This is a genomic window from Ramlibacter sp. WS9 (assembly GCF_003797765.1).
In the GTDB taxonomy this organism is placed as follows: Bacteria; Pseudomonadota; Gammaproteobacteria; order Burkholderiales; family Burkholderiaceae_C; genus Ramlibacter.
In genome coordinates this window covers 52,901-75,947 of the sequence record NZ_RKMB01000004.1, presented here as the reverse complement: position 1 = coordinate 75,947, position 23,047 = coordinate 52,901, and the positions used below count along the sequence as shown (strand labels likewise).

At 67.5% G+C, this 23,047-nt stretch carries 19 protein-coding genes; 17 read left to right on the top strand and 2 right to left on the bottom strand.

Annotated elements, in window-relative coordinates; all coding sequences use genetic code 11:
* The first annotated feature begins 51 nt into the window (after positions 1-51).
* Positions 52-1,521, top strand: coding sequence for a mannose-1-phosphate guanylyltransferase/mannose-6-phosphate isomerase (locus tag EEB15_RS08405; protein WP_233259414.1), 1,470 nt, complete (start codon positions 52-54; stop codon positions 1,519-1,521).
* Between the two features lie 14 nt (positions 1,522-1,535).
* Here the strand turns inward: EEB15_RS08405 and EEB15_RS08400 are convergent, their stop codons facing one another.
* Complete coding sequence (locus EEB15_RS08400) at positions 1,536-2,258, bottom strand: Crp/Fnr family transcriptional regulator (RefSeq protein ID WP_141509386.1); 723 nt, start codon at positions 2,256-2,258, stop codon at positions 1,536-1,538.
* Positions 2,259-2,321: 63 nt separating this feature from the next.
* Between EEB15_RS08400 and EEB15_RS08395 the strand changes: the two genes are divergently transcribed.
* From EEB15_RS08395 to EEB15_RS08375, 5 genes are read left to right on the top strand one after another with little or no spacing between them, the layout of a single operon-like run.
* Positions 2,322-3,245 carry a GDP-mannose 4,6-dehydratase gene (locus EEB15_RS08395; RefSeq protein WP_199236489.1) on the top strand — a complete coding sequence of 308 codons (924 nt, stop codon included), beginning with the start codon at positions 2,322-2,324 and terminating at the stop codon, positions 3,243-3,245.
* Complete coding sequence (locus EEB15_RS08390) at positions 3,242-4,210, top strand: GDP-mannose 4,6-dehydratase (RefSeq protein ID WP_141509385.1); 969 nt, start codon at positions 3,242-3,244, stop codon at positions 4,208-4,210. Before EEB15_RS08395 ends, EEB15_RS08390 begins: the two co-directional genes overlap by 4 nt.
* Before the next feature lie 18 nt (positions 4,211-4,228).
* Positions 4,229-5,371 (top strand): glycosyltransferase family 1 protein, encoded by a 1,143-nt coding sequence (locus EEB15_RS08385; protein ID WP_233259413.1) that lies wholly within the window; start codon positions 4,229-4,231, stop codon positions 5,369-5,371.
* Positions 5,368-5,649: a hypothetical protein gene (locus EEB15_RS08380; protein WP_141509383.1), complete on the top strand. Its 282-nt coding sequence runs from the start codon at positions 5,368-5,370 to the stop codon at positions 5,647-5,649. The genes EEB15_RS08385 and EEB15_RS08380 overlap by 4 nt, the downstream gene beginning before the upstream one ends.
* The gene (locus EEB15_RS08375; RefSeq protein WP_141509382.1) at positions 5,649-8,540 is read left to right on the top strand and encodes a glycosyltransferase; all 2,892 of its coding nucleotides are present in this window, start codon (positions 5,649-5,651) and stop codon (positions 8,538-8,540) included. The genes EEB15_RS08380 and EEB15_RS08375 overlap by 1 nt, the downstream gene beginning before the upstream one ends.
* Here the strand turns inward: EEB15_RS08375 and EEB15_RS08370 are convergent.
* On the bottom strand, positions 8,510-10,375 hold the full coding sequence (locus EEB15_RS08370; protein ID WP_141509381.1) for a CHASE2 domain-containing protein: 1,866 nt from the start codon (positions 10,373-10,375) through the stop codon (positions 8,510-8,512). The two genes, EEB15_RS08375 and EEB15_RS08370, sit on opposite strands and share 31 nt — an antisense overlap.
* Before the next feature lie 102 nt (positions 10,376-10,477).
* Here EEB15_RS08370 and EEB15_RS08365 point away from each other — a divergent pair, with 102 nt between their 5' ends.
* The 11 genes from EEB15_RS08365 (at position 10,478) to EEB15_RS08315 (ending at position 22,966) form a co-directional block, all read left to right on the top strand.
* Complete coding sequence (locus EEB15_RS08365; protein ID WP_141509380.1) at positions 10,478-11,293, top strand: ABC transporter permease; 816 nt, start codon at positions 10,478-10,480, stop codon at positions 11,291-11,293.
* A 7-nt stretch (positions 11,294-11,300) separates the two neighbouring features.
* Positions 11,301-12,533 (top strand): ABC transporter ATP-binding protein, encoded by a 1,233-nt coding sequence (locus tag EEB15_RS08360; protein ID WP_141509379.1) that lies wholly within the window; start codon positions 11,301-11,303, stop codon positions 12,531-12,533.
* A complete protein-coding gene (locus EEB15_RS08355) occupies positions 12,533-13,564 on the top strand; it encodes a bifunctional 2-polyprenyl-6-hydroxyphenol methylase/3-demethylubiquinol 3-O-methyltransferase UbiG (protein ID WP_141509378.1) in 1,032 nt (343 codons plus the stop codon). Before EEB15_RS08360 ends, EEB15_RS08355 begins: the two co-directional genes overlap by 1 nt.
* Entirely contained in the window at positions 13,561-14,778 is a 1,218-nt protein-coding gene (locus tag EEB15_RS08350) for a glycosyltransferase family 4 protein (RefSeq protein ID WP_141509377.1), read from the top strand. The genes EEB15_RS08355 and EEB15_RS08350 overlap by 4 nt, the downstream gene beginning before the upstream one ends.
* Positions 14,775-16,169 (top strand): glycosyltransferase family 1 protein, encoded by a 1,395-nt coding sequence (locus EEB15_RS08345; RefSeq protein ID WP_141509376.1) that lies wholly within the window; start codon positions 14,775-14,777, stop codon positions 16,167-16,169. The genes EEB15_RS08350 and EEB15_RS08345 overlap by 4 nt, the downstream gene beginning before the upstream one ends.
* A 2-nt stretch (positions 16,170-16,171) precedes the next feature.
* A complete protein-coding gene (locus EEB15_RS08340) occupies positions 16,172-17,173 on the top strand; it encodes a glycosyltransferase family 2 protein (RefSeq protein ID WP_158290044.1) in 1,002 nt (333 codons plus the stop codon).
* Positions 17,170-17,520: a multidrug efflux SMR transporter gene (locus tag EEB15_RS08335; protein ID WP_141509374.1), complete on the top strand. Its 351-nt coding sequence runs from the start codon at positions 17,170-17,172 to the stop codon at positions 17,518-17,520. Before EEB15_RS08340 ends, EEB15_RS08335 begins: the two co-directional genes overlap by 4 nt.
* Positions 17,508-19,211 carry a DUF6311 domain-containing protein gene (locus tag EEB15_RS08330; RefSeq protein ID WP_141509373.1) on the top strand — a complete coding sequence of 568 codons (1,704 nt, stop codon included), beginning with the start codon at positions 17,508-17,510 and terminating at the stop codon, positions 19,209-19,211. The genes EEB15_RS08335 and EEB15_RS08330 overlap by 13 nt, the downstream gene beginning before the upstream one ends.
* Positions 19,212-19,213: 2 nt before the next feature.
* Positions 19,214-20,203 carry an acyltransferase gene (locus EEB15_RS08325; RefSeq protein ID WP_158290043.1) on the top strand — a complete coding sequence of 330 codons (990 nt, stop codon included), beginning with the start codon at positions 19,214-19,216 and terminating at the stop codon, positions 20,201-20,203.
* A gap of 74 nt (positions 20,204-20,277) precedes the next feature.
* Entirely contained in the window at positions 20,278-21,639 is a 1,362-nt protein-coding gene (locus EEB15_RS08320; RefSeq protein ID WP_158290042.1) for a FecR domain-containing protein, read from the top strand.
* Positions 21,617-22,966, top strand: coding sequence for a tetratricopeptide repeat protein (locus EEB15_RS08315; RefSeq protein WP_141509370.1), 1,350 nt, complete (start codon positions 21,617-21,619; stop codon positions 22,964-22,966). Before EEB15_RS08320 ends, EEB15_RS08315 begins: the two co-directional genes overlap by 23 nt.
* Positions 22,967-23,047: the final 81 nt, after the last annotated feature.

The following is a 23,047-nucleotide window of genomic DNA, read 5'->3' as shown; positions in this document are numbered from 1 at the left end:
ACTTTCCGGCCTGCCTAGAATCGGGGGATGCACCCCAACTAGGCAAGCGTCTTGAAATCCAACGAATCCACCGCCGCCCCCATCGTCCCGGTCATCCTGTCCGGCGGCGCTGGCACCCGCCTGTGGCCGGTGTCCCGCGAGGGTCACCCCAAGCCGTTCATGAAGCTGCCCGACGGGCAGACCCTGCTCGGCAAAACCGTGCAGCGCGCGGCCAGGACCGCGACCGGTCGCAAGCTGTTGCTGGTGACCAACCGTGACTACTATTTCATCTCGAAGGACGAGGTGGCCCGCACATTGGGCCCGGATGCCACCCTCAGCACCGGCTACCTGCTCGAGCCGGTGGGCCGGAACACCGCGGCCGCGATCGCCGCCGCGGCACACTGGGTCGCGGCCAATGTCTCGCCCGACGCCATCATGCTGGTGCTGCCGGCTGACCACCTGATCGAGCCGGTGGAGGACTTCGTGCGCGCCACCGAACAGGCGGCGGAGCTGGCGGCGCGCGGCAAGCTGGTGACCTTCGGCATTCGCCCCGAGTCGCCCGAAACCGGTTACGGCTACATCGAAGCGGGCAAGAACTTCGACGGCGGCGAGGCGCGCGAGGTGCTTCGCTTCGTCGAGAAGCCCGACGCCCAGACCGCGCGGGACTACCTGGAAAGCGGCAACTTCCTCTGGAACAGCGGCATGTTCTGCATGCGTGCGCAAACCCTGCTTGATGAGTTGAAGGCGCACCGCCGGGGTTTGGCGCAAGACATGGCCCAGTGCTGGGAGCAGGTGGCCCCCGGCGACCGCACCGCCCAGTTCACCGAACTGCCGGCCGAGGCTTTCGCCCAGGCTGAAAGCATCTCGATCGACTACGCGGTGATGGAACCCAGCCGCAACCTGGTGGTGCTGCCGACAAAGTTCGGCTGGAACGACATCGGTTCCTGGAGTGCCGTGGCGGGGCTGGTCCCGCAGGACGAGCACGGCAACCGCGTGCATGGCGACTCCCTGCTGGTGGATTGCGAGGACTGCTTCGTGCGGTCAGAGGACCGGATGATCGCCGCCGTGGGCCTGCGCGGCGTGATGGTGGTGGACACCCCGGACGCGCTGCTGGTGGCCGATGCGGGCAGCACGCAACAGGTCAAGGAGGTGGTGGCGCAGCTGAAGCTGCGCGGCCACGAGAGCTACCGCCTGCACCGAACGGTGATGCGGCCCTGGGGCACCTACACCGTGCTGGAAGGCGGCGAGGGCTACAAGATCAAGCGGATCGAGGTCAAGCCCGGCGCCGCACTGTCGCTGCAGATGCATCACCACCGCAGCGAGCACTGGATCGTGGTCAGCGGCACGGCACGTGTCGTCTGCGATGACAGTCAATTCCTCGTCATGACGAACGAGTCGACCTACATCCCTGCCGGAAAGAAACATCGCGTGGACAACCCCGGCATGCTCGACCTGGTGATGATCGAGGTGCAAAGCGGCGCCTACCTGGGCGAGGACGACATCGTCCGCTTCAGCGACATCTACGGCCGCGTCCCGGCCTGAGTTCGCACAGCGGACTATTTGCCCTTGTGCGGAGCGACCATGTCGTTGAGCGCCAGACGCTCCAGCGCCTTCGGGTCGCGGACGATCAGGCGATGGTGGTCTTTCTCGACGATCTCTGCGTCGGTCAGCACCTTGGTCGCGCGCGACACGGTTTCGCGGCTGGTGTTGGCCATGATGGCCAGTTCCTGCTGCTTAGGCGGATGTTCGATCACGACAAGTCCTCCCGGCGCCACCTTGCACAGGCGCTGGAGCAGGGCGAACACGCGCTGTGACGCGTTGGGCAGACACAGGATGGTCTGGTAGATGGACGCGTTGCGAAGTTTGCGGGCGAGCCCCAGCAGGACGCGCTCGGCGACCAGCGGATTGAGCCGGAAGAGTTCCCAGGCCTGGGCCTTGGGCAGCAGGGCCACCAGAGAATTCTCCATTGCCACCACCGAGGCGGAGCGGGGCTCGCCGTCGATGATGGACAGTTCGCCGAAGTAATCGCCGGTCACCAGCAGGTTCAGGCCGATCTCGCGGCCGCTCTCGGTGACGTCCAGCACCTGCAGCCGCCCTTCGATCAGGAACAGCAAGTGGTCTCCGGCAGACCCCTTGAACAGCACCGGTTCGCGCTTCTTCACGTCGCGCCAGGCCACTGCGCCCGCCACCTTGGCCAGCGTGTCCTTGTCGACGCCCGCCAGCAGGGGCAGCTTGCCGAGCTTGACCACGGCTGCCGGCAGGTCGAGATGCGGCTTCATGACGGTGGAACGGACTGACGAGATTGCATTGTTAAACTTCCCTGTTTATCGCACGAGAATACCTTGAAGCACCGCAAGAAGCTGTTGGCGACCGGCCACCTGGGTTTTGTCGGGACGGCCATGAAGGAATTCTTGCAGGGGGACGGCGAACACGAGGCTTCGTGGTGCCTGCTGGACAAGGAACCCGATGTCCTGGACGCCGCGGCGCTGCGGGCCACCGTGGAGGCGTTTCGCCCCGACTGGATTGTCCATCTGGCCGCGCAGAGCCACGTTCCATCGTCCTGGTCCGATCCGCTGACGACCCTCCAGGTCAACGCTGGGGGGACGGCCAACCTCCTCAAGGCCCTGGACGACACCGGGTTCACCGGCCGGCTGCTCTACGTCAGCAGCGCCGACATCTACGGCGCGGTTCCCGAAGAAGAGCTGCCCTTGACCGAGCATACCCCGCCCGCGCCGCGCAACCCCTACGCCAGCAGCAAGGTGGCGGGGGAAGAGCTGTGCCGCCAGTGGGCTCGCACCCGGCCGCTGGACGTCGTCATCGCCCGCCCGTTTAACCACACCGGCGCGGGCCAACGCCCGGACTTCGCGCTGCCTGCCTTTGCCCAGACGGTCGCGGCAATCAAGCGCGGCCGCCAGGAGCCGAAGATTCTCACTGGAGACCTTGACGTCACCCGTGATTTCCTCGACGTGCGGGATGTCGTCGCGGCCTATCTGGCCCTGCTGGCCAGGGGACGCAGCGGCGAAACCTACAATGTGTGTTCCGGGCGCGAAGTGCACCTGGGCGACGCGCTGCGCATGCTGGTCGAACTGGCGGGCGTACGCGCGCAGATCGAGACCGATCCCCAGCGCCTGCGCCCTTCCGAGCAGCGCCGCATGTTCGGCGACCATTCCCGCCTTACCGAGGCGACCGGATGGGTGCCGCGCTTCTCGCTCGCCGACACCTTGACCCAACTACTTGATTACTGGATGCAGGACCTCGACAAATGACCCAAGCCGCACTCATCACCGGGATCACCGGACAGGACGGCGCCTATCTCGCGCAGTTGCTGCTGCAAAAGGGCTACGCGGTCAGCGGCCTGCTGCCGCGCCGTTCTTCGGACACGCTGTGGCGGCTGCGTGAACTCGGCATCGAAGGCGACGTCAACCTCATCGGGGGCGACGTGTCGGATCTTTCCGCCGTGCTGCGTGCCGTGAAGGAAAGCAAGGCGGCCGAGGTCTACAACCTGGCCGCGCAGAGTTTCGTCGGGACCTCCTGGCAGCAGCCGCTGCTCACGGCCCAGGTGTCGGGCGTGGGCGCGGCCAATGTGCTGGAATCCATCCGCCTCACCGATCCGGCGATCCGTTTCTACCAGGCGTCCACCAGCGAGATGTTCGGCCTGATCCAGGCCGAAAAGCAGGACGAGAAGACGCCGTTCTATCCCCGCAGCCCGTACGGCGTCGCGAAGCTCTATGCCCACTGGATGACGATCAACTACCGGGAAAGCTTCGGCATGCATGCCAGCACCGGCATCCTGTTCAATCACGAATCGCCGCTGCGCGGCATCGAATTCGTGACGCGCAAGGTGACGGACGCGGTGGCGCGCATCAAGCACGGGCAGCAAAAGGAACTGCGCCTGGGCAACATCGACGCCAAGCGCGACTGGGGCTTTGCCGGCGACTACGTGGACGCCATGTGGCGCATGCTGCAGCAGGACAAGGGCGACGACTACGTGGTGGCCACGGGCCTTACCACCACCGTGCGTGAGATGTGCCGCATCGCCTTCGCGCACGTCGGGCTGTCGTATAAGGATTACGTGGTCATCGACCCGCAGTTCTTCCGGCCCGCCGAGGTCGACGTGCTGCTGGGCAACCCGGCGAAGGCGCAGCGCCAGCTGGGTTGGACGGCCGGCACTTCGCTCGAGCAGCTCATCACGATGATGGTGGACGCGGACATGCGCCGCGTCGGCGGCTAGGGCCATGCCTCGCGGACGGTGAGAGTCCTTCTCAACGCAAGCGCACTGCGCCTGCCGATGACGGGAGTAGGCCAGTACACGCTGCAGTTGGCGCGAAGCCTGTTGGCTCTCGATTCGCTGGACATTGCCTTCTTCGACGGTGCCCATAGCTCGCGCGAACTGCGCAGTGACCCATCGGCCGCCCGTGGAACTGCGCGGTCCTGGGTCCGCCGACTGGTGCCGGGTGCGTACGAGATCAAGCGCATGCTGGAGCAGCGCAGCTTCGGCCGTGCCGCAACGGGTTACGACGTTTACCACGAGCCCGCCACATTGGCGCTGGCTTTTCCCGGCGCTACGGTCGTCACGGTCCACGACCTGTCCTGGATCCGGCACCCCGAAACGCATCCGCCGGAACGCGTGCGCGCCCTCGAGAGGCACTTCGAGCCGGCCCTTCGCGGCGCTGCCCGGGTGATCACGGGCGCAGCTTTCATCAAGCAGGAAATCATGCAGGTCTTCGGCCTGCCCGGCACGCTGATCGACGTTATTCCGCACGGGCGCGACCCCGCGTTCCGGCCTCTGCCTGCCGACGAAACTTCGCGCGTGCTTGGGCCGGCGGGCCTGGTGCACGGCGGCTATTTTCTCTGCGTGGGAACGCTCGAACCGCGCAAGAACCTGGTGCTCGCGATCCAGGCGCACGCATTGCTGCCGGCGGCATTGCGCGCTCGCCATCCGCTGGTGGTTGCGGGGATGAAAGGGTGGGGCGACTCCGCGGTCGGCAAGCAGCTTTCGGCAAAGGTCGCTGCGGGCGATGTGCGCTTGATGGGCTACCTCGAGCGGGGCGATCTCGTCCGCCTGACGGCCGGCGCACTCGCGATGGTGTATCCGTCGCTGTACGAGGGGTTCGGTTTTCCGCCGCTGGAAGCCATGGCGTGCGGCGTACCCGCCGTTACATCCAATACCTCGTCGCTGCCCGAAGTGGTTGGCGACGCCGGGCTGATGGTCGATCCCTCCGATGTTGAAGGGCTGTCCGCCGCCATGCGTGAACTGGCGCAGGACCCGGGTCGCCGCGGCGACCTGTCGGCACGTTCGCTGTCGCGGGCACAGGGCTTTTCGTGGGAGCGCTGCGCCCTGGCGACTCAAGCGACGTACCGCAAGGCTTTCCCGGTGGGGGCGCCGGCATGATCGCCGGCGTGAAGATGCTGTTCCGGCGGGCCTTCACCCACATCACGCGCAACGAGCGGGTGCGTGCGTGGATATTTCCCTTGCTGCAGCGCTCGCCGGCGGCCGGGATGTTCGCGCTACGGCTCACGCGCGCGATCAAGGGGAATGCGGCCACGGATGCGCCCATCGCAACCGTGGCGGTGCCGCGGCAGTTGACAGGCCTGAGCGAGCCCGCGCGTCGGGTGCTGAACGACCTTGAGCGCTGGCGCGCGGCGGCGTCGCGCGACGCAGAACACTGATGCGCATCGTTCTGGACCTCGGCAACCGGCCGGCGAACGAGTCGCTGCGCCGGCTGGAACGCATGCGCCCGCTGGTCGACGCCGCGGACGGCCATGAATTCTGGGTCGCGTTTTGCCTGGGCGATTCCCCGCGCATGGACGCATTGCAAGCGGGCTGCCGCGGGCTTGTGCCCGCGGAGCGGCTGGTCGCGTATGAACTGCCCCTGCTGGATACCGTGTGGCAGCGTGAGGCCGAAGTGCCGCTGCGCCAGCACTTCATGGCCGGCATCGGGGCCGACCTGGTGCTGGACTTGGCATTGGATGAGGACATCCACGCCATGCGTTCCCGCATCGAGGCGCTCGATGCGGGAACCGTCGCTCGACGCGCCGCGCCGCCTGGCACCGAGCGCCCGAGGCTGGCGCTGGTGTCGCCCTTGCCGCCGGTGCGCTCGGGCGTGGCTTTTCATGCCGCCGAACTGGTGCCGCACCTCGCGAAGTCCTATTCGGTCGAACTGGTCACCCCGCAACCGGCGGTCGAGGATGCGCGCCTTGCCGGCCTCCCGGTGCGCTCGCTCGAGTGGTTCGAAGCCCATGCGCACGAGTTCGACCGCATCGTGTACCAGGTGGGAAATTCCGCCGCGCACGCACACATGTTCGAGATGATCCGCCGCCACCCGGGTGTCGCGGTGATGCACGACATCTTCCTGTCCAACGCCATCTACGACATCGACAAGAGCGGCAAGGAGCGGCAAGCCTTCCCTCGCGCGCTGTACGAGTCGCACGGCTGGGGCGCGCTCCAACACCTGGGGGCCGCGGGCAGTGACGCGGCATGGACCTTCCCGGCCAGCTACGGAGTGCTTGCCAGCGCTTCCGCCGTCATCGTGCATTCGCCGCATGCCCGTGTACTTGTGCGGCAATGGTGGGGCGCCGATCTGGCGAGCCGCTGCACGGTCGTGCCGCTGCTGCGCGAGGCCGGTGCTGCCCCGGGGCGCGACGCGGCGCGGGCCCGGCTGGGATTAGCGCCGGAAGACTTCCTCGTTTGCAGCTTCGGATTGCTTGGCCCGACCAAGCGCAACGACGAACTCGTCGATGCCTTTCTCGCTTCCCCGCTCGCCGCGGATCCGCGCTGCCGGCTGGTATTCGTCGGCGAAAACGTGCCCAATGCCTACGGCTTTGCCTTCTCAAGCAAGCTGCGCGCCCATCCCCATGAGCGAATCGCGGTCAGTGGCTTCGTTTCCGAATCGGGCTACGCCGACTACCTGGCCGCGTGCGACGTGGCCGTGCAGTTGCGTGGGCAGTCGCGCGGGGAGACCTCGGCCGCCGTGCTCGACTGCATGGCGAATGGGGCGCCGGCGATCGTCAACGCCCACGGGTCGACAGCCGACATCGACGATGCCTGCGTGCTCAAGGTACCGGACCGGTTTTCCATTGCAGAACTTGCGCAGGCCCTGCAGCTTCTCCGTGAAGACCCCGCATTGCGCCGTCGGCTGTCCACGCACGCTGCGGACCATGTGCGCATTCATCACAGCGCCTCCGCGATAGCACGGGGTTACCATGCCTGCGTGGAGCAGGCGGCCACGCAAGGCACCGCCGCGCAATACCGGACCCTGCTGAAGACGCTAGGCGCAATTGCCGCAGAGCCGTCCGGTGCCGACTTGCGCCTTGCGGCTGCCGCCATCGCGGCCAACCGGCCGCCGCTTGCGCCCCGCCAGTTGCTGGTGGACGTGTCCGCGATGGTGAAGGTCGACCTGGGTACCGGCGTTCAGCGCGTGGTGCGCCATGTGCTGATGGAATGGTTGAAGCAGCCACCCGAGGGTTTTCGGGTCGAGCCGGTTTTCAGCCCGGGCCGCGCACAGCCGTACCGTTATGCGCGGCGCTTCGCGGCGAATCTCGTGGGTGTGCCCCATGTGCGGTTCGAGGACAGCGTGGTGCAGCCGGCGCGCGGTGACGTATTCCTGGGCCTGGACCTCGCCGCGTCCCTCACCAACGAAAACGAGCCGGTGCTGCACGAACTGCGGGACCGCGGCGTGCGCATCTTCTTCACCGTGTACGACGTGCTGCCGGTGTTGATGCCCTCCATGTTTCCCGAAGGGACGGAAAGGTACTTTCGCAACTGGCTGCGCACGATCACCAGCGTTTCCGAAGGCATCGCCTGCATCTCGTCCTCGGTGGCCGACGAGCTTTCCGAGTGGATTGCCTCTCAACCATCGGACCGCCGCACGCCGCTGCGGATCGGCCACTTCCACCTCGGAGCGGACCTTGCAGCGCCCCCGAAATCTGACCGGCTGACGTTCGCGGCCCGGCGTGCCTTGCCCCGCATCGAACGACGCCCCAGCCTCCTGATGGTCGGCACCATCGAGCCGCGCAAGGGCCACGCCCAGGCACTTGCCGCGGCGCAACTGCTGTGGGCGCGGGGCGTCGACTTCAACCTGGTGATCGTCGGCAAGGCGGGCTGGATGGTGGACGAAGTGGTCCGGGGCATCCGGGGCAGCCCGGAGTTCGGGCGCCGCCTGTTCTGGTTCGGCCACGCGCCCGATGCGCTGCTGCTGCAGCTGTATGCGCGCTGTAGCGCGTTGCTGGCGGCTTCGAGGGGCGAGGGCTTCGGGCTGCCGATGATCGAAGCGGCACAGCAGGGGCTGCCCCTTATCGCGCGTGACATCCCGGTTTTTCGCGAGGTGGCGGGAGAGCATGCGTTTTATTTCAGCGGCGAAGATGCGCCTGCGCTCGCCGCAGCACTGGAACGCTGGTTCGCTTTGCACGCTGCGGGGCGGCACCCTGCGCCCCAGGGCTTGTCGTGGCTCAGTTGGTCGCAAAGCGCAAAGGAGCTGGCGGCCTTCATGCAGGCGGGCGGTGGACAGGCCGCCTTGCGCGTGCCCCCGCCTCAGCTTCCGGACTCGGGTGCCAAGCCGTAGAGCTCGATCGGCTCGCCGAGGCCCCGCACGCTCATGGCGCCGAGTGCGCGCATAGGCGTGGCGATGCCTGCGCGCGCCTGCGGGCCGACCACGACCGTTTCGCCGATGTCGCGGGCGATTTCCTGCAGGCGCGACGCCAGATTGATGCAGGTACCCACCGCCGTGTAGACGCTGCGCGACGAGCTGCCCAGGTCGCCGACCAGCGCCTCTCCGCTTTCGATGCCGACACGCATCGCAAGCGGCGGGTCGCCGCGCGCCACGCGTACCGCATTGAGCAGCTTCACGGCGTCCAGCATTTCGGTTGCGGCCTGGAACGCGCTGGCCGAGTGGTCCGGCCTCGAGAGCGGCGCGCCCCAGAACGCAATCAGCCCGTCCCCCGTGTAGCGATCGAGCGTGGCGCCGCTGCGCAGCACCGGGCCGGTGATGGCCTCGAGGAATTCGGTGGTGAGCTTCGCGCTGTCCTCGAGCGAAGACTCGGCCGTCATCCGCGTGTAGCCCGCCATGTCCGCGACCAACACCGTGATCTCCTTGCGCGATGCCGCAAGCGTCCGCTCGAGCCCCTGCTTGACCAGCAGTTTCAGCACCGGTTCGGCGACGTAGTGCGACAGCGTGTTCATGATGCGCCGCGAAGCCCGCCGCGCTTCGGCGAAGTCCAGGCTGATCCACGTGACCGCGAACGCGACGAGGCCGGCGATGGGCGGCAGCACCGCTGGGTTCCAGCCGCGGCCGAACCCGGCCGCGCACAGCGCCAGCCAGCTCGCGACCAGCAACAGCAGGGCCGTCAGCCCGGCGCGGATGCCAAGGTGCAGGCCCACGCCAAGCAGCAAGGCGCCGGCCACGAGAGCGGCGAGCGAAAGTGACCGGGAATGCGCGCGCCAGCCCGTGGCGGGGTGGCGTGCGGCCTCCAGCAGTTCGGCCATCATCTGCGCGTGAACCAGCACGCCCGCCGTCACGGGTTGGAGCGGCGTGGCAACGTAGTCGCTCAGGCCAACGGCCGAGGAACCGATCAGCACGAACTTGCCGCGCAGTTGCTTCGCATCGACACCATCCTTCAGCACGGCCTGTGCGGGCAGGGATTCGAACGACGCCACCGGCCGCCGGAACGGCAGGCGCCATGTGCCGCCGCTGTCCAGGGCGCCAAGGCCCGCCAGTGCGCGGCGGGCCGCTTCGGGATCGGTGCACGACAGCAGCGCGAGCGACAGCGTCGAATACAGCCGCTGGCCCGCGACGGCTTGCACGTGCAAGCGCCGCAACACACCATCTGCGTCGGGCTGCACGCCGATGTGGCCGACACAGCGAGCCTCGCGCAGTCCTGCGTGATTGGCGACATAGCCACTGGCCTGCGCAACCGCTCGCGGCGCCATCGCTGCAGGACTGCCGCCTGCGGGCACGCCGATGGTGATCGCCGCCGGGCGGTCCGCGAAGTCGAGCACGTGCGCCAGGGTCAGCGGCGCATGCTTCGCCAGCGAGGCAAGGCGCGCGTCGCCCGCCGCATCGGCGGCTTCGGGCAGGACCATGTCCAGCGCCACGCCGCGAACGCCCAGCGGGCCGACGAGTTCTTCGACCAGGTCGGCAAGGCGCGCCCGGCTCCAGGGCCACATGCCCAGGCTCTTGAGCGACTCCTCGCCGATGTCGATCACGACGACGTCCGCCACCAGCTCGCCAGATGCCGCGAGCGGGGTCAGCGCATCCCGGCTGCGCTCCTCCAGCAGGCGCAATCCCGGCAACATCCATGCGCAGGCGGCGACCAGCACGGCCGCGAGGCCGGAAAGCAGGGCGCGGCGTACAGCGCCGCGCCCTGCGGGCGTCGGCACGGAAGGCTGGAGTTTTTGCAAGATGTGCGCATCCTAAGCGCAGTTTCGGGCCGCTCCCAGAGGGAAAAGCGCGAAGGGCTACGGTTATACTGCGTCGCCATTCGCCTTCCGGCGCCCTCCCGCATGATTTCGCATTCCCTCCTCCTTCGTGGCGGCGCTCAGGTCTGGACTTGGCGCGGTTTCATCTTCGCTTCGGCGATGCGTGAAATCCGCTCGCGCTATGCCCGGTCGCTGTTTGGCTGGGCGTGGCTGGTGGCACCGCCCGCCGTCCTGATCGGAATCTACGCACTCGTCTTCAGCCGCCTCATGCGGGGCGCGGGCCTGCCCGATCTCGGCCCGTACACGTACGCGATCTTCCTGTGTGCGGGATTGCTCACGTGGCAATGGTTCTCCGATCTTCTTGCCCGTGTGGTGGGCCTCTTCACCAATCACGCGACCCTCCTCAAGAAGACGATCGTGCCGTGGTACGCGCTGCTGGCCGTCGACGTGCTGGTGACGGGGTTCGGCATGGTGGTGCAGATGGGCCTTTTCGCCGGCCTGCTGCTCGCGATCGGCCTCTGGCCCGGCTGGCCCGCGCTTTTCTACATCCCCCTGCTGCTGGCGCAAGGCCTCCTCGCCGTGGGACTTGGCCTGGGACTGGCTGTGCTGCAGGTGTTCTTTCGCGACGTGGGCCTGGCCGTGCCGCTCGTGCTGCAGGTGTGGTTTTGGATGAGCGCGATCGTTTATCCGCTGTCCGCGCTCCCCGACTGGGGACAGAACCTGCTGCAGTGGAACTTCATGATGCCGCTGGTCCAGGGCTACCAGAACATCGTGATCCGTCCTGGCGAAGGCGTGGCGTGGGGCGGGGTCTCCATCGTCGCGGCCGTAGCGGTGGTGGCGCTCCTGTGCTCGCTGCGCCTCATGCAGCGCAATCGCGACCTGATCCGCGACGAGATCTGAACGCCTCATGATTCCACCCATTCTCTCGGCCCGCGGCGTGGGCAAGTGTTTCCGGCGCTACCCCAGCCGCTGGGCGCAATTGCGCGAAGTGATCACCGGCACCCACACGCACGTTCCGCATTGGGTTTTGCGCGACCTCACCTTCGACGTGGCACCCGGCGAGGCAGTCGGCCTGGTCGGCCGCAATGGCGCGGGCAAGAGCACGCTGCTCAAGCTGCTGACCGGTGTGCAACTGCCCTCGGCCGGAGCGATTGAACGCCGAGGCCTGGTATCGGCGATCCTGGAACTGGGCGTCGGCTTCCACCCCGACTTCACCGGCCGCGAAAATGCACGCCAGATGGCATTGCTGCAGGGCCTGCCGGAGCACCAGGTGCGCGAACTGCTGCCCGCGATCGAAGAGTTCGCGGAGATCGGCGCGTACTTCGACCAGCCCGTCCACACCTACTCGACCGGCATGCAGATGCGCGTAGCGTTCAGTGCGGCGACGGCGGTGCAGCCGGACATCCTGGTTGTCGACGAAGCGCTCGCCGTCGGCGACGCTTACTTCCAGCACAAATGCTTCGAACGCATCCGCGTGATGCGCGAGGGCGGCGCCGCGGTGGTGCTGGTGTCGCACGACCCGACGTCGATCCGCAGTCTGTGCTCGCGTGCCATCCTGCTGCACGACGGCCGCGTGCTGGAGGACGGGCCGCCTTCCATGGTGCTGGAAACCTACAACATGCTGCTGGCGCCCGACATGAGCCGCGACTATGAAGCGTTGCCCGTGTCGGAGCAGGGCGAGGGGCGCCGGGCTGGGACGGGCGAGGTGCATATCGAATCCGTCGAACTGCGGCAGGAAAACCAGCCGCGCCAGGTCCTCGTGAGCGAAGTACCCGCGCAGCTCGTGCTGCGCCTGAAGGTCAAGCAGCCGGTCGCGGATCTCACGCTCGGCATCCTGGTGCGCGACCGTCTCGGCAATGACGTGTTCGGTACCAACACCCACCACCATGGCGTCGCCCTGCCGCACAAGCCGGGCACGTTCGAACTCACGTGGGACTTGCACGGCTTCCATCTCGGGTGCGGCTACTACAGCCTGACGGTGGCGGCCCACGCCGGGGCCGAACACCCGGCCGGCAACTACGACTGGTGGGACCGTTGCCTCACATTCCAGGTCCTGCCCGCAAACGGCCCGATCTCCATCGGGCCTTGCTCGCTCGGCGCGACGGCTTCGGTCACAACGCCCGTGGGTGGTGGCCTGTGATGGCGATCCTGCGCAAACTCGCCGAAACGCTGCGTTTCCTGCGCGGCGGGCCTGAGCGGTTCGGTGTGATTGACGCGCGTTTGGCCGTCATCGAAGCGCGGCAGGATTCGGCCCACGCCAAGAGCGACGAACTGGAGGACTACCTGCGCGGCGTACATGCCGAGCTTCAGACGCACCAGGCCGCAGCCGGCGTGCAGGTCGCCGAGCTGTACCAGCAGATCGCCGCGATGGCCCTCTCCATGTCGGAGGGAGCGGGCGTTGCCCGGCGTGAAGCCGAGTGGGCACGCAACCAGGTCAGCGCCCTCGGCGCTGCGCTCGACCGGCTACGGCGGCCGGCGGACGAACCGGGCACGGCCGTGCCGTCCGGGGCCGCCGCAGCGGAAGAGGGGTTCTATCCCACCCTCGAACACCACTTCCGCGGATCCACCGAAGACCTGCGCGAACGCCTTGGCGCTTACCAGCGCTGGATCCAGGACCTCCCCAAGGGACGCGTGGCCGACCTGGGTTGCGGCCGGGGCGAATGGCTGGAGCTGTTGGGCGAATGGGGCGTGGACGCGATCGGCGTGGACCTCAACGCGCCGAACGTGGAGGGCATGCGCGCGCGGGGCCTCGCCGTGCAACATGCGGATGCGCTCGGGTGGTTGCAGGCGCAGCCGGAAGCCAGCCTCGCGGCCGTGACGTTATTCCATGTCATCGAACACCTGCCTTTCGGCGTGCTGCTGCGGCTGGTGCAAGAAGCGCGGCGGGTGCTGGTGCCCGGTGGCCGGTTGATCATGGAAACCCCCAACCCGGAAAACCTGATTGTGGCAACGCAGACGTTCTGGCTCGATCCGACCCATATGCGGCCGCTTCCCCCCGCCCTCCTCGAAGTGGCGGTGCGCGACTCCGGCCTCGAATTGGAGGCGCTGCTGCGCCTGAACCCGCCTGCGGACGGCCAGGACATCGCCGACCCGACACTGCGCGCGCTGATGACCCAGGGCCGCGACTGCGCCGTGGTGGCGCGCAAGCCGGTGGGCGCGGAGGCCGCATGAGCGCGCCGCGCATCCTCGTGCTGGGTTCCTATCCGGCTGTCAACCCTCGCCACGGCGGGCAAGTCCGGCTCTCGAGCATCGTGGCGGCGTACCGGGCGCGCGGATTCCATGTGGCACAAGCCAGTTTCTTTCCGGCCCACGATTTCTATACCCGGTCCGCGATGGGGCCGGCGGACGTCGCGCTGCCGGTCACGGCATTGCGCAGCTGGCAGGGTAAGCCAAGCGCCTGGGTCGAGGACCTGGTCGCTGGCGACGTCGCCGCTGCCGATGCCCGCGCGCTTGCCGGCCTGGAGCGGTACAGCGGAAAAGTCGACTTCGTCCACCTGGAGCAACCCTGGCTGCTGCCGGTCGTCCGGAAACTGCGCGAGCGCGGAGCCATCGGCGCTTTCGACCTGGTGTACGGTTCGCAGAACATCGAGCACGAACTCAAGCGCGCCATCCTGCGCCAGCATCACGTTCCCGAAGAGGACGAGATCAGCGGGGCGGTATTGGCCCTGGAGCGCGAGTGCGCACATGAGGCGGCTGTCGTCGCCGCCGTTACGAACGAGGACGCAGAGGTTCTTTCCGCCTGGACATCGGCGACGGTTGTTCTGGCCAGCAATGGTGTGACGCCCTGGCAAAGCGACGAGCATGCGCGCGCCAAATGGCGCGAGCGTACCGGCCCCGATCCGTTCTGCCTCTATGTGGCCAGCGCGCATCCGCCCAACATCCAGGGCTTTTGCGAGTCGTTCGGCGAGAGCCTGGCCGGGCTGTCGCCCGCTCAACGCGTCGTCCTCGCCGGCCACGTGGGCGAGTTCATTCCGCCCACCGAGTGGTTCAGACGCTGGCAACCCCTGAACGAACGGCGCACCGTGGCGCTCGGCGTGCTCGACATCGCCGACTTGTCGGCGGTCCGTGATCTGGCACACACATTCCTGTTGCCGGTGACATCCGGCGGCGGGTCCAACCTGAAGACCGCCGAAGCCTTGTATTCGGGGCGCCATGTGGTGGCCACGCCCCTCGCGATGCGCGGCTTCGAGCACCTCTCGGACCTTCCCGGGCTGCGCATCGTGCAGCCGGGCCCCGATTTCGCGCGTGCGGTGGCGCGGTCGCTGGACGAGCCCCAGCCCGTGCCGGACGCGCAGGCAACACAGCGCCGGGAGTCGCTGGGCTGGCCGCATGCGATGGCCGCGCTGTGCGACGCGCTGGCCGCACACAGGAGTACCGCAGCATGACCACCGTGTGGCTGCATGTGTCGACCTTGATGAACTGGGATCGCCCGCCTGTGGGCATTGTTCGCGTGGAGCGCGAGTACTGCCTGTGGCTGCTGGCACGCGCCGGCCAGGAGGGCGGGGAGACTGCCCGGTTCTGCATTTACGACCGCCAGCGCAAGCAGTTCACGGAGGTGAGCGAGGCGGCCGTGCGAGCCCGCCTTCAGTTGCCGGCGACTGCTCCCCTGCCACCCCAGCCGCATGGCGCGTTGGCCAGGGCCGAGTTGTCGGGATGGAAACTGCGCGCCAAGCGGGCTTGGCAGCGCACCAAGCCCTACCTGCCGGACGACTGGGTGCCCGTGATCGCCCGCAGCGTGCGCGGCCTGCAGCATCGCATGTTGCAGGAGCGCGATCGCATGAGGGCCAGAGCCGCGCGCCGCGAGTACCTGCAGGCGCAGCGGCAGGGCGAGCCGCACGGGCCACCGCCCGCGGCATTCGAGCGCGGCGACCGCTGGATATCGCTGGGCGCGGATTGGGAATACCTCAATTCCGAGGCGCTGTACCGCGTCAAGCGCGAACTTGGGCTGCGCGTCACGCTGATCTGCTACGACACCATCCCTGTGCTGTTCCCCCAGCTGTTCGTCGGCGTGCTGTCACCCGGGGGCTTCGGTTCCTACCTGGCGGAGCTGGCGTGGTGCGCGGACTCGGTTCTGTGCATTTCCGAGTGCACGCGGCGCGATTTCGAATCCGTCATGAAGCGCCTGGGCGCCCCGGTTCCGCCGACGCACGTCGTGACGCTCGGATCGGAAATCCGCATGGGCGCCGCCGGCGGCGCGCCGCCGGGCCTTGCGCACGGCCCGGATGCGCGCCCCTTCGTGCTCTATGTCTCCACCATCGAGCGCCGCAAGAACCATGAAGTGCTCTACCGCGCGTGGAGCCGCCTGCGCGACCAGGGCATCGTGCCGCACCGGCTGGTCTTCGTCGGCATGCAGGGCTGGGGCGTCAACGACTTGATGAACGACCTGAAGCTGGACCCTCGCACGCAAGACGACATCGTCTGCCTCAACCACGTGTCCGACGGCGAACTCGCGTGGCTGTACCGCCACGCCGCGTTCACAGTGTTCCCTTCACTCTACGAAGGCTGGGGTCTGCCCGTGGTCGAAAGCCTGGCATGGGGCAAATTCTGCCTGGCGTCGAGCGCGGCTTCACTGCCCGAAGCGGGTGGGCCTTGGGCTGAATACCTGGACCCGTGGGACCTGCCTGCGTGGGTGGACAGGCTGGGCCATTACATGCGGCATCCCGAAGAAGTGCGCTCGCGCAACGACCGCATCGCGCGCGAGTTCCGGGCGCCGGCCTGGGCACAAACGGCCCAGGCCATCCACGACGTCGTCCTGTCCGCGCCGCCACAGGAGTAAACGTGAACGCCCACCCGCAGCGCATCGCGCTTGTCGTGCCGGTGTACAACGAAGCCGGCCTGATCGCCCGAAGCCTGCCGGAAATCCTGGCCCGCGCGCGCGAAGCCGCGCCCGGCAGCCCCGTCGACCTGATCGCAGTCGACGACGGCTCGAATGACGGCTCCCGTGCCTCGCTGGCCGCGTTGTCCGAACAGGACCCCGCGATTCATTTCCTGAGTTTCACGCGCAACTTCGGCAAGGAAGCCGCGATCCACGCTGGCCTCGTGCAGGCCGTCGAGCATACCGACGCCGCGGCCGTGATCGTGATCGATGCCGACCTCCAGCACCCGCCCGAGCTGATGGGCCAGATGCTGCAGCACTGGCGCGATGGCGCCAAGGTGGTGGAGGCCGTCAAGGTCGCGCGCGGCGACGAAGGCGCGTTGCGGGGGCTGGCCGCGCGCGCTTTCTACAGCGCATTCACTCGGATGTCGGGCCTGCGGCTGGACCAGGATACCGACTACAAACTGCTCGACCGCGAGGTGGTATTGACGGCGCTGCAACTGGGCGAACGCGCGCGCTTCTTCCGGGGCATCGTTCGCTGGCTGGGATTCCCCACGGTGCAAGTGCCTTTCGTTGTCGCGCCGCGCGCCGGCGGATCGACGAACTGGAGCTTGCGCTCGCTGGCGCGGTACGCCTGGCGCAACCTCACATCGTTCTCGTCGGCGCCGCTCGGGCTCGTGACCACGTTCGGCGCTGTGGGCCTTGTCGTGGGCGGGGTGCTGGCCGTCAAGGCCATTGTGGACAAGCTTCAGGGCGTGGCGCTGAGCGGGTTCAGCACGGTGATCCTGCTGCAGGTGATCTTCAGCAGCCTGATCCTGCTGAGCCTGGGAATCATCGGCAGCTACATCGCGTTGATCTACGACGAGATCAAAGGCCGCCCGCACTACATCATCCGGCCCGGCGACATGACCGGCGCGCGCCAGCCGGTGGCCGCCAAGCCGGAACAGGCGAATGTTTCCACATGAACACCACGGCTGCGACCTGGGTCATGGTGGGCGCCGCGGTGCTATGCAACGCGTCCGCGCAGCTGCTCATGAAAGCCGCCAATATCACTGATGCGTTCAGCTGGCGCCAGTGGCTGGAGCCTTCCCTGTTTGCGGCCGTCGTTCTCTACGGCCTCAGTTTCATCTTGACAGCCCTCGTGTTTGCGCGGCTGCCGCTTTCGCTGATCTCGCCCTTGATGGCCGGCGCGATCTTCGTGCTGATCAGCGTGTTCTCGGTGTTGTTCCTGGGCGAGCGCCTGGATGCTTTCCGCCTGGGTGGCATGGCGTGCATCCTGGCCGGGATCGTCCTGCTGTCGTGGAGCGCCTGACGGTGGCAGGCGCTGCGTCCAGGCGCACGCCGCTGGCCGTGGCCGCGCTGGCTACCCTTTTCGCTGCCTGGTTGTATGGCTGGCGCGTCATCGACCCGACTTCCACGGCGTGGTTGCTCCACGGCGACCCGGCACAGCACTACCTGGGCAGCGTGTTCTTCCTCGGCGAGCCGTGGCACTGGCCCCCCGGGCTGATCACCCGCTTCGGCGAGCAACCTACCAGCGTCGTCTTCACCGACGCGATCCCGCTGGTTGTGTTGTTGGCCAAGCTGCTGCAAGTACCGCCCGGCACGCAGTACTTCGGCCTTTGGATGGTGCTGTGCCATGCGCTGTCGGCGTGGTGGGGGGTGCAGCTGCTGCGCCGCATGGGTCTCACGCATCCTCTGGCCCTGGCCGGCGGCGGGTTGGTCCTGGCCACCGCGCCTGCGCTGCTCTTTCGGGCGTACGGCCATGAAGCCCTGATGGGGCATTTCCTGGTGATCGCAGCGCTGGAGAGAATGCTCGCGCCGTGGCGTTCGTGGCCCTGGCTGGCCCTGGCCGCCGTCGCGGTGCTGGTCCATCCGTATCTGGCGTTGATGGTCTGCGTGCTCGCGGCGGCATCAGGGCTCGCGGCATGGAAAGAGGGCGCCATCGGCTCAGCGCGCTTGTTTGTGCTCGGCGGCGGCTGGGGGCTGTTGCTGGCCGGCGAGGCGTGGCTTGCGGGGTACTTCGCGGGTTCGGGGGAGATCTCCGCGGCAGGGCACCGCTGGTTCACGGCCAATCTGCTGACGTGGTTCGACCCCATGTCGTGGAAGGCGTTCATGGCGTGGAAGGCGTCCTTGGCCGGCGACACCGTTGTCCTCGAGCCAGTGCGCGAATGGTCGCGATGGCTACCCGGGCTCAAACAGGCGCAGGTTGGCCAGTACGAAGGCTTCGCCTATTTCGGAGCCGGCGCCCTGTTGGCCGCGGCTGTCGCCGTCGGCGCGGCGGCTTCCGGCCGCGCAGCACCTCCGACGGCGACGCGCACCCGTTGGACAGCGGCGATCGTCGCAGCCCTATTTTTTGCGCTCTGGTCCCTTTCCGCGCGCCCGACCCTTGGAGGTGTCGTGCTCGCAGACATACCGCTGGGCAGCCTCGGCGAGCGGATCGTGGGGGTGTTCAGGGCCAGCGGCCGCTTCATCTGGCCGGCCACTTACCTGGCAATGGCCTGGGCCCTCGCGACGGCAGGTCGCCTGCGTTGGGGCGTTGGCCTGTTGGTGCTGGTCTTGGTCGTGCAGCAGGCCGACCTGTTCTACAAGTACAAGGAGTTCCGGATCCGTTTTCGAAGCGGTCCGGCGGACATCGAGCAACCCACCGCCGATCCTGTCTGGCAACAAGCGCTTGTCCGCTGCCCGCGACTCGAAATGGTGAGCGGGCCGCAACCCAAGGGCAAATGGGTCGCCGCGGCGTTGGCAGCCGGGCGGGCCGAGGCGAGTTTCTATCCCGCGCCCACAGCGCGTTACTCGCCGGAAGCGGCGGCGGCCCGTCAGGAGACCGTGAAAAAGTTGATTGGCGAAAACGGCTGGCGTCGTGACGTTGTCTATATGCTGGTGAGCCCACTGCCCGACGGCGTGCCGGTCGAGAAAGTTGCCACGGCGCTCCCCGCAGGCATGCGGCACGTCCGTGCCGACGGCTACGACCTGGCCGTGCCGGACGCCTGCCTGGGGCGCTGATCGTGGGTACTCTGCGCCTGCTCCTGGCTCTGGCGGTGCTTCTCAGCCACGCCGAGGTGCGGATCGGCTACCTGAACCCGGGCGTCACCGCCGTGATCGGCTTCTACCTTATCTCCGGCTACGTCATGGCCGGCCTCATCCATCGCCACTACGGCAATGCGGCGCGCGTGCATCGCTTCTACCTGGACCGCCTGCTCCGGCTGTTCCCGCAGTACCTCGTGTACGCGGCACTCACGCTGGCCTGGTTCGCGTTCACGGGCACCCACACCGAGTTCTTGCGATCGGCCCCCGGCTGGCGCGACATCGTCAACAACGTGCTCGTCATCCCGCTGAACTTCTATATGTACACGGGCGTGGACGCTTTCACGCTCATTCCCCCGGCCTGGTCGCTCGGCGCCGAACTGCAGTTCTACCTCCTGGCGCCGTTGATGCTGCTCTGGCCGCGCGTGGGCGTCGCGCTTGCGCTGCTGTCGCTGGGGGTGCACGCAGCGGCCCTGCACGGAGTGCTCAACACCGACTGGTACGGGTACCGGCTGCTCGCCGGCGTGCTGTGGGTCTTCGCGGCCGGCATGCTGATGTTCCACGCGCGCCGGCACCGTCCGGCATGGGCCGCGCTGATGGCCTGTGCTGCGCCGCTGCTCGCCTTGCTCGTCTATCTGTACTTGCGCAGGTTGGGCCTGCATACGGCGCCCTATCAACAGGAAGTCCTGATCGGGTGGGGCGTGGGGTTGCCGCTGTTGTATTGGGTGGGAAAGCTCCAAACCCGGACGCTCGACCAGGCCGCGGGCGACCTGTCCTATGGCGTCTTCCTGAACCATTTCCTCCTGATTTGGTTACTTTTTCCGGCGGGCGCCCGCACACCCCTACAATTGGCGGCGCTTGCGCTATGCAGCGTCGCACTTTCGTGGGCAACCCAGCATTGGGTAGAAAAACCGGTGCTGGCGTGGCGCAGGCGGCTGCGCCAAGGCCGCGTTGCGAAGAGCCAACTGTGACGCAGGACACACTTTCTAACGCGCCGAGCTGGGATACTCCAAGTCGGCGTAGTTCACTCAGGCCGGAGCGACTCATGAAACCAAGCACACCGATCGCCGCATTCCGTTTTCCGTCAGGCAATGCCCCTGCCTGGGCGCCGCTGTTGCTGGGCCTCGGTTGTTTCGGCTTTGCAGCGCACGCGCAGACAGTGCCGGGCGCGGGCAGCGTCGTGTTCGTTTCGGGGCCGGTGCATCTGGTCGCCGCTGACGGCACCCGCAGCGCGCTGCAGGCAGGCGCCCAAGTACGCCAGGGCGACCATGTCTCGACCGGCAAGGACGGGTATGTCCACGTCCGGATGATCGACAACGCGTTCGTCGCCATTCGCCCTGATTCGAAGTTCGCCGTCGAGTTGTACGAGTACGACGCGGCCAACCCTTCCGCCAGCCGCATCAAGCTGAACCTCCACAACGGCAATGCCCGCACTGTTTCGGGCAAGGGTGGAGAGGCCGCCAAGCAGAACTACCGATTCAACACGCCGATGGCCGCCATCGGCCTTCGCGGTACCGACTACACCGTGGTGTCCTCCAGCGACGCCACCCGCGTCTCCGTGAGCCGCGGCGCGGTGGCCGTCACACCGCTGGGCAGCGACTGCTCCAGCGTCACGCTGGGTCCGTGCTCCACCGGCTCGACGCGGGAACTCAACGCCAGCCTGAGCCATGCTTACCTCGAGGTGAGCGCGCGCAGCGTGGCACCGGTGCTCGTGCGTCCCGAACAGGATCCGCACGGCAGCAGCAGCCAGAACCCGGTCAACCGCCCCGAGGAGCCTCGCGCGGAGTCGAAGTCGGATGTCAAGCTCGCGGATTCGAAGGATGCCGCGAATCTGGTCGCCGCCGACCGCCTCGCCGGCGGCCTCGGCGCGGCTGCGCCGGTTCCGGCGCCGCCCGTCGAGACAGTGCCGCCGCCGCCCCCGCAATTCGTCTGGGGGCGTTGGTCGACATATGCCAAGGGCGCCGGTTCCCCGGCCATGGCGAGCCTGCTCGCCGAGGGCACCCGGGAGATGGTATTTGGCAACACGGTCTTTGGCCTGCTGCGAAACGGCGCGCTGCCCAATGACATCCCGGCACAGGGCACGTTCAGTTTCGAGCTTGCCAATAGCGAAGCCTATACGCTCGCCAAGGGCCAGCTGACGCCCGCGCAGGTCACCGGCGGCACGTTCGGCGTCGATTTCAGCCAGCGGACGTTCAGCACCACCTTGTCGGTTGCGCACGCGCAGGGCGTGGAACAGCTGAACGCCGCGGGCAAGGTGCAGTTCCAGGGCTTGATGTTCTCGGATCCGGCGCGCTCGAACATGAACATGAGCGGCGCGGTGTCCGGCAGCGGCACGGAAGCCGCCTACATCTTCGACAAGCAACTCTCCAGCGGAGGTCTGTTGGGTGCGGTTCGCTGGGTTCGCTAAGGCGGCTCGCAGGCTTTTTCCAGGGTCTCTCTCCGTACTGGCAGGCGCGCTGGCCTGGTCCCAGGCCTGTGCGCAGACGCCCGAAGCCCAAGGCTGGTATTCACAAGGTGTCGAGGCGATCGCCGAGCGCCGCTACGCCGATGCGCGCGTCGCTTTCACTCGCGCCGTCGAAGCCGACCCTTCGTTCGCCGGCGCCTGGCTCGACCTCGCGATCGCAGCGCAGGCGGAAGGCGACACGGTCCAGGCCGAGGAATTCCTCACCATCCTCGAAGCCCGCTTCAAGCTGCCGCCGCCTATCGCGCTGGGGGTGAGCAATCTGCGCCGGGCCATCCAGGGCCAGCGCCCCGAACGCGAGGGCTGGAGGCTGCGCGCGGTGTTCCTCGGCGGCTTGGGCTATGACAACAACGCCAACACCGGGCTGGCCCGCTCGGATCTCACGCTCACCCTGCCGGGCGCCGGGGCCGTGCTGCTCCCGCTGAATCCTTCGCTGCGTCCGCAATCCGATTCATACACTGTCGCCAGCCTGGGCGCCGAAGCCACCCACGAATGGGGCAGGGGGCAGGTGGAGTTCTCTGCCAGCGCCAAATCGCGGGTCAATGCCAGTTTGCGCGAATTCGACACGGTTGAAGTGCTGATGGGCGCCGGCTACGCGAGCAGCGAGCCCGTGTTCGGTGGCGCGCTGGGCCTCCTGCCTGGCCCATGGCGCGTCGGTTTCACCACCCAGCAGCTGCGGCTTGGCGGCAACGCTTTGCTCAATGGCATTGGTTTCAGCGTGGTGCACGCCTGGAAAGACTTACCCTGCAGCCCCCGCGGCGGGATCGAACTCGACATACGCCATTTCCCGGTTGCCCCCAATCTGGACAGCCGGCTGGCCTGGGTAAGCGGCGCTGCCTCGTGCGACGTTCCATGGACAGGCAGCGGCGGCCGCGTCAACTTCCAGTGGCGCGCCGGCTGGGAAGCCGCTCGGGGCAATTTCACATCAGACCGTGGTCGCCCAGGCGACAACACCCGCCACCTGGAACTCACGATGTCGCATCGGTGGAGCTGGCCCGGCTTCAATGGCACCCACCGATTCGAGGCCCAGGCGCAATGGGCGCGCGCGAGCGATTCCCAGGGGTACAGTCCCCTTCTGGCCGACAACGCCCCGCGCCGCTCGAGCCGGCTTACCGCCGGCCTCGCGTACACGGTGCCGCTGCAGCCGGCGGGCATAGACGAGGATTCCTGGCTCGCAACGCTGGCCCTGCAGGGTTTCAGGCAGCGTTCCAACCTGGAAGTGTTCCGAGTCAAGGGAGAGGTCATCCAGCTCACTGTCCAGCGGAGCTGGTGAAAGCCCAGGGAGTGCGCCAGCTCGGCTTTCGACACGTTGTTGCTTGACGGCAACAAACCTTGCAAAGCTACTCTGCCGACG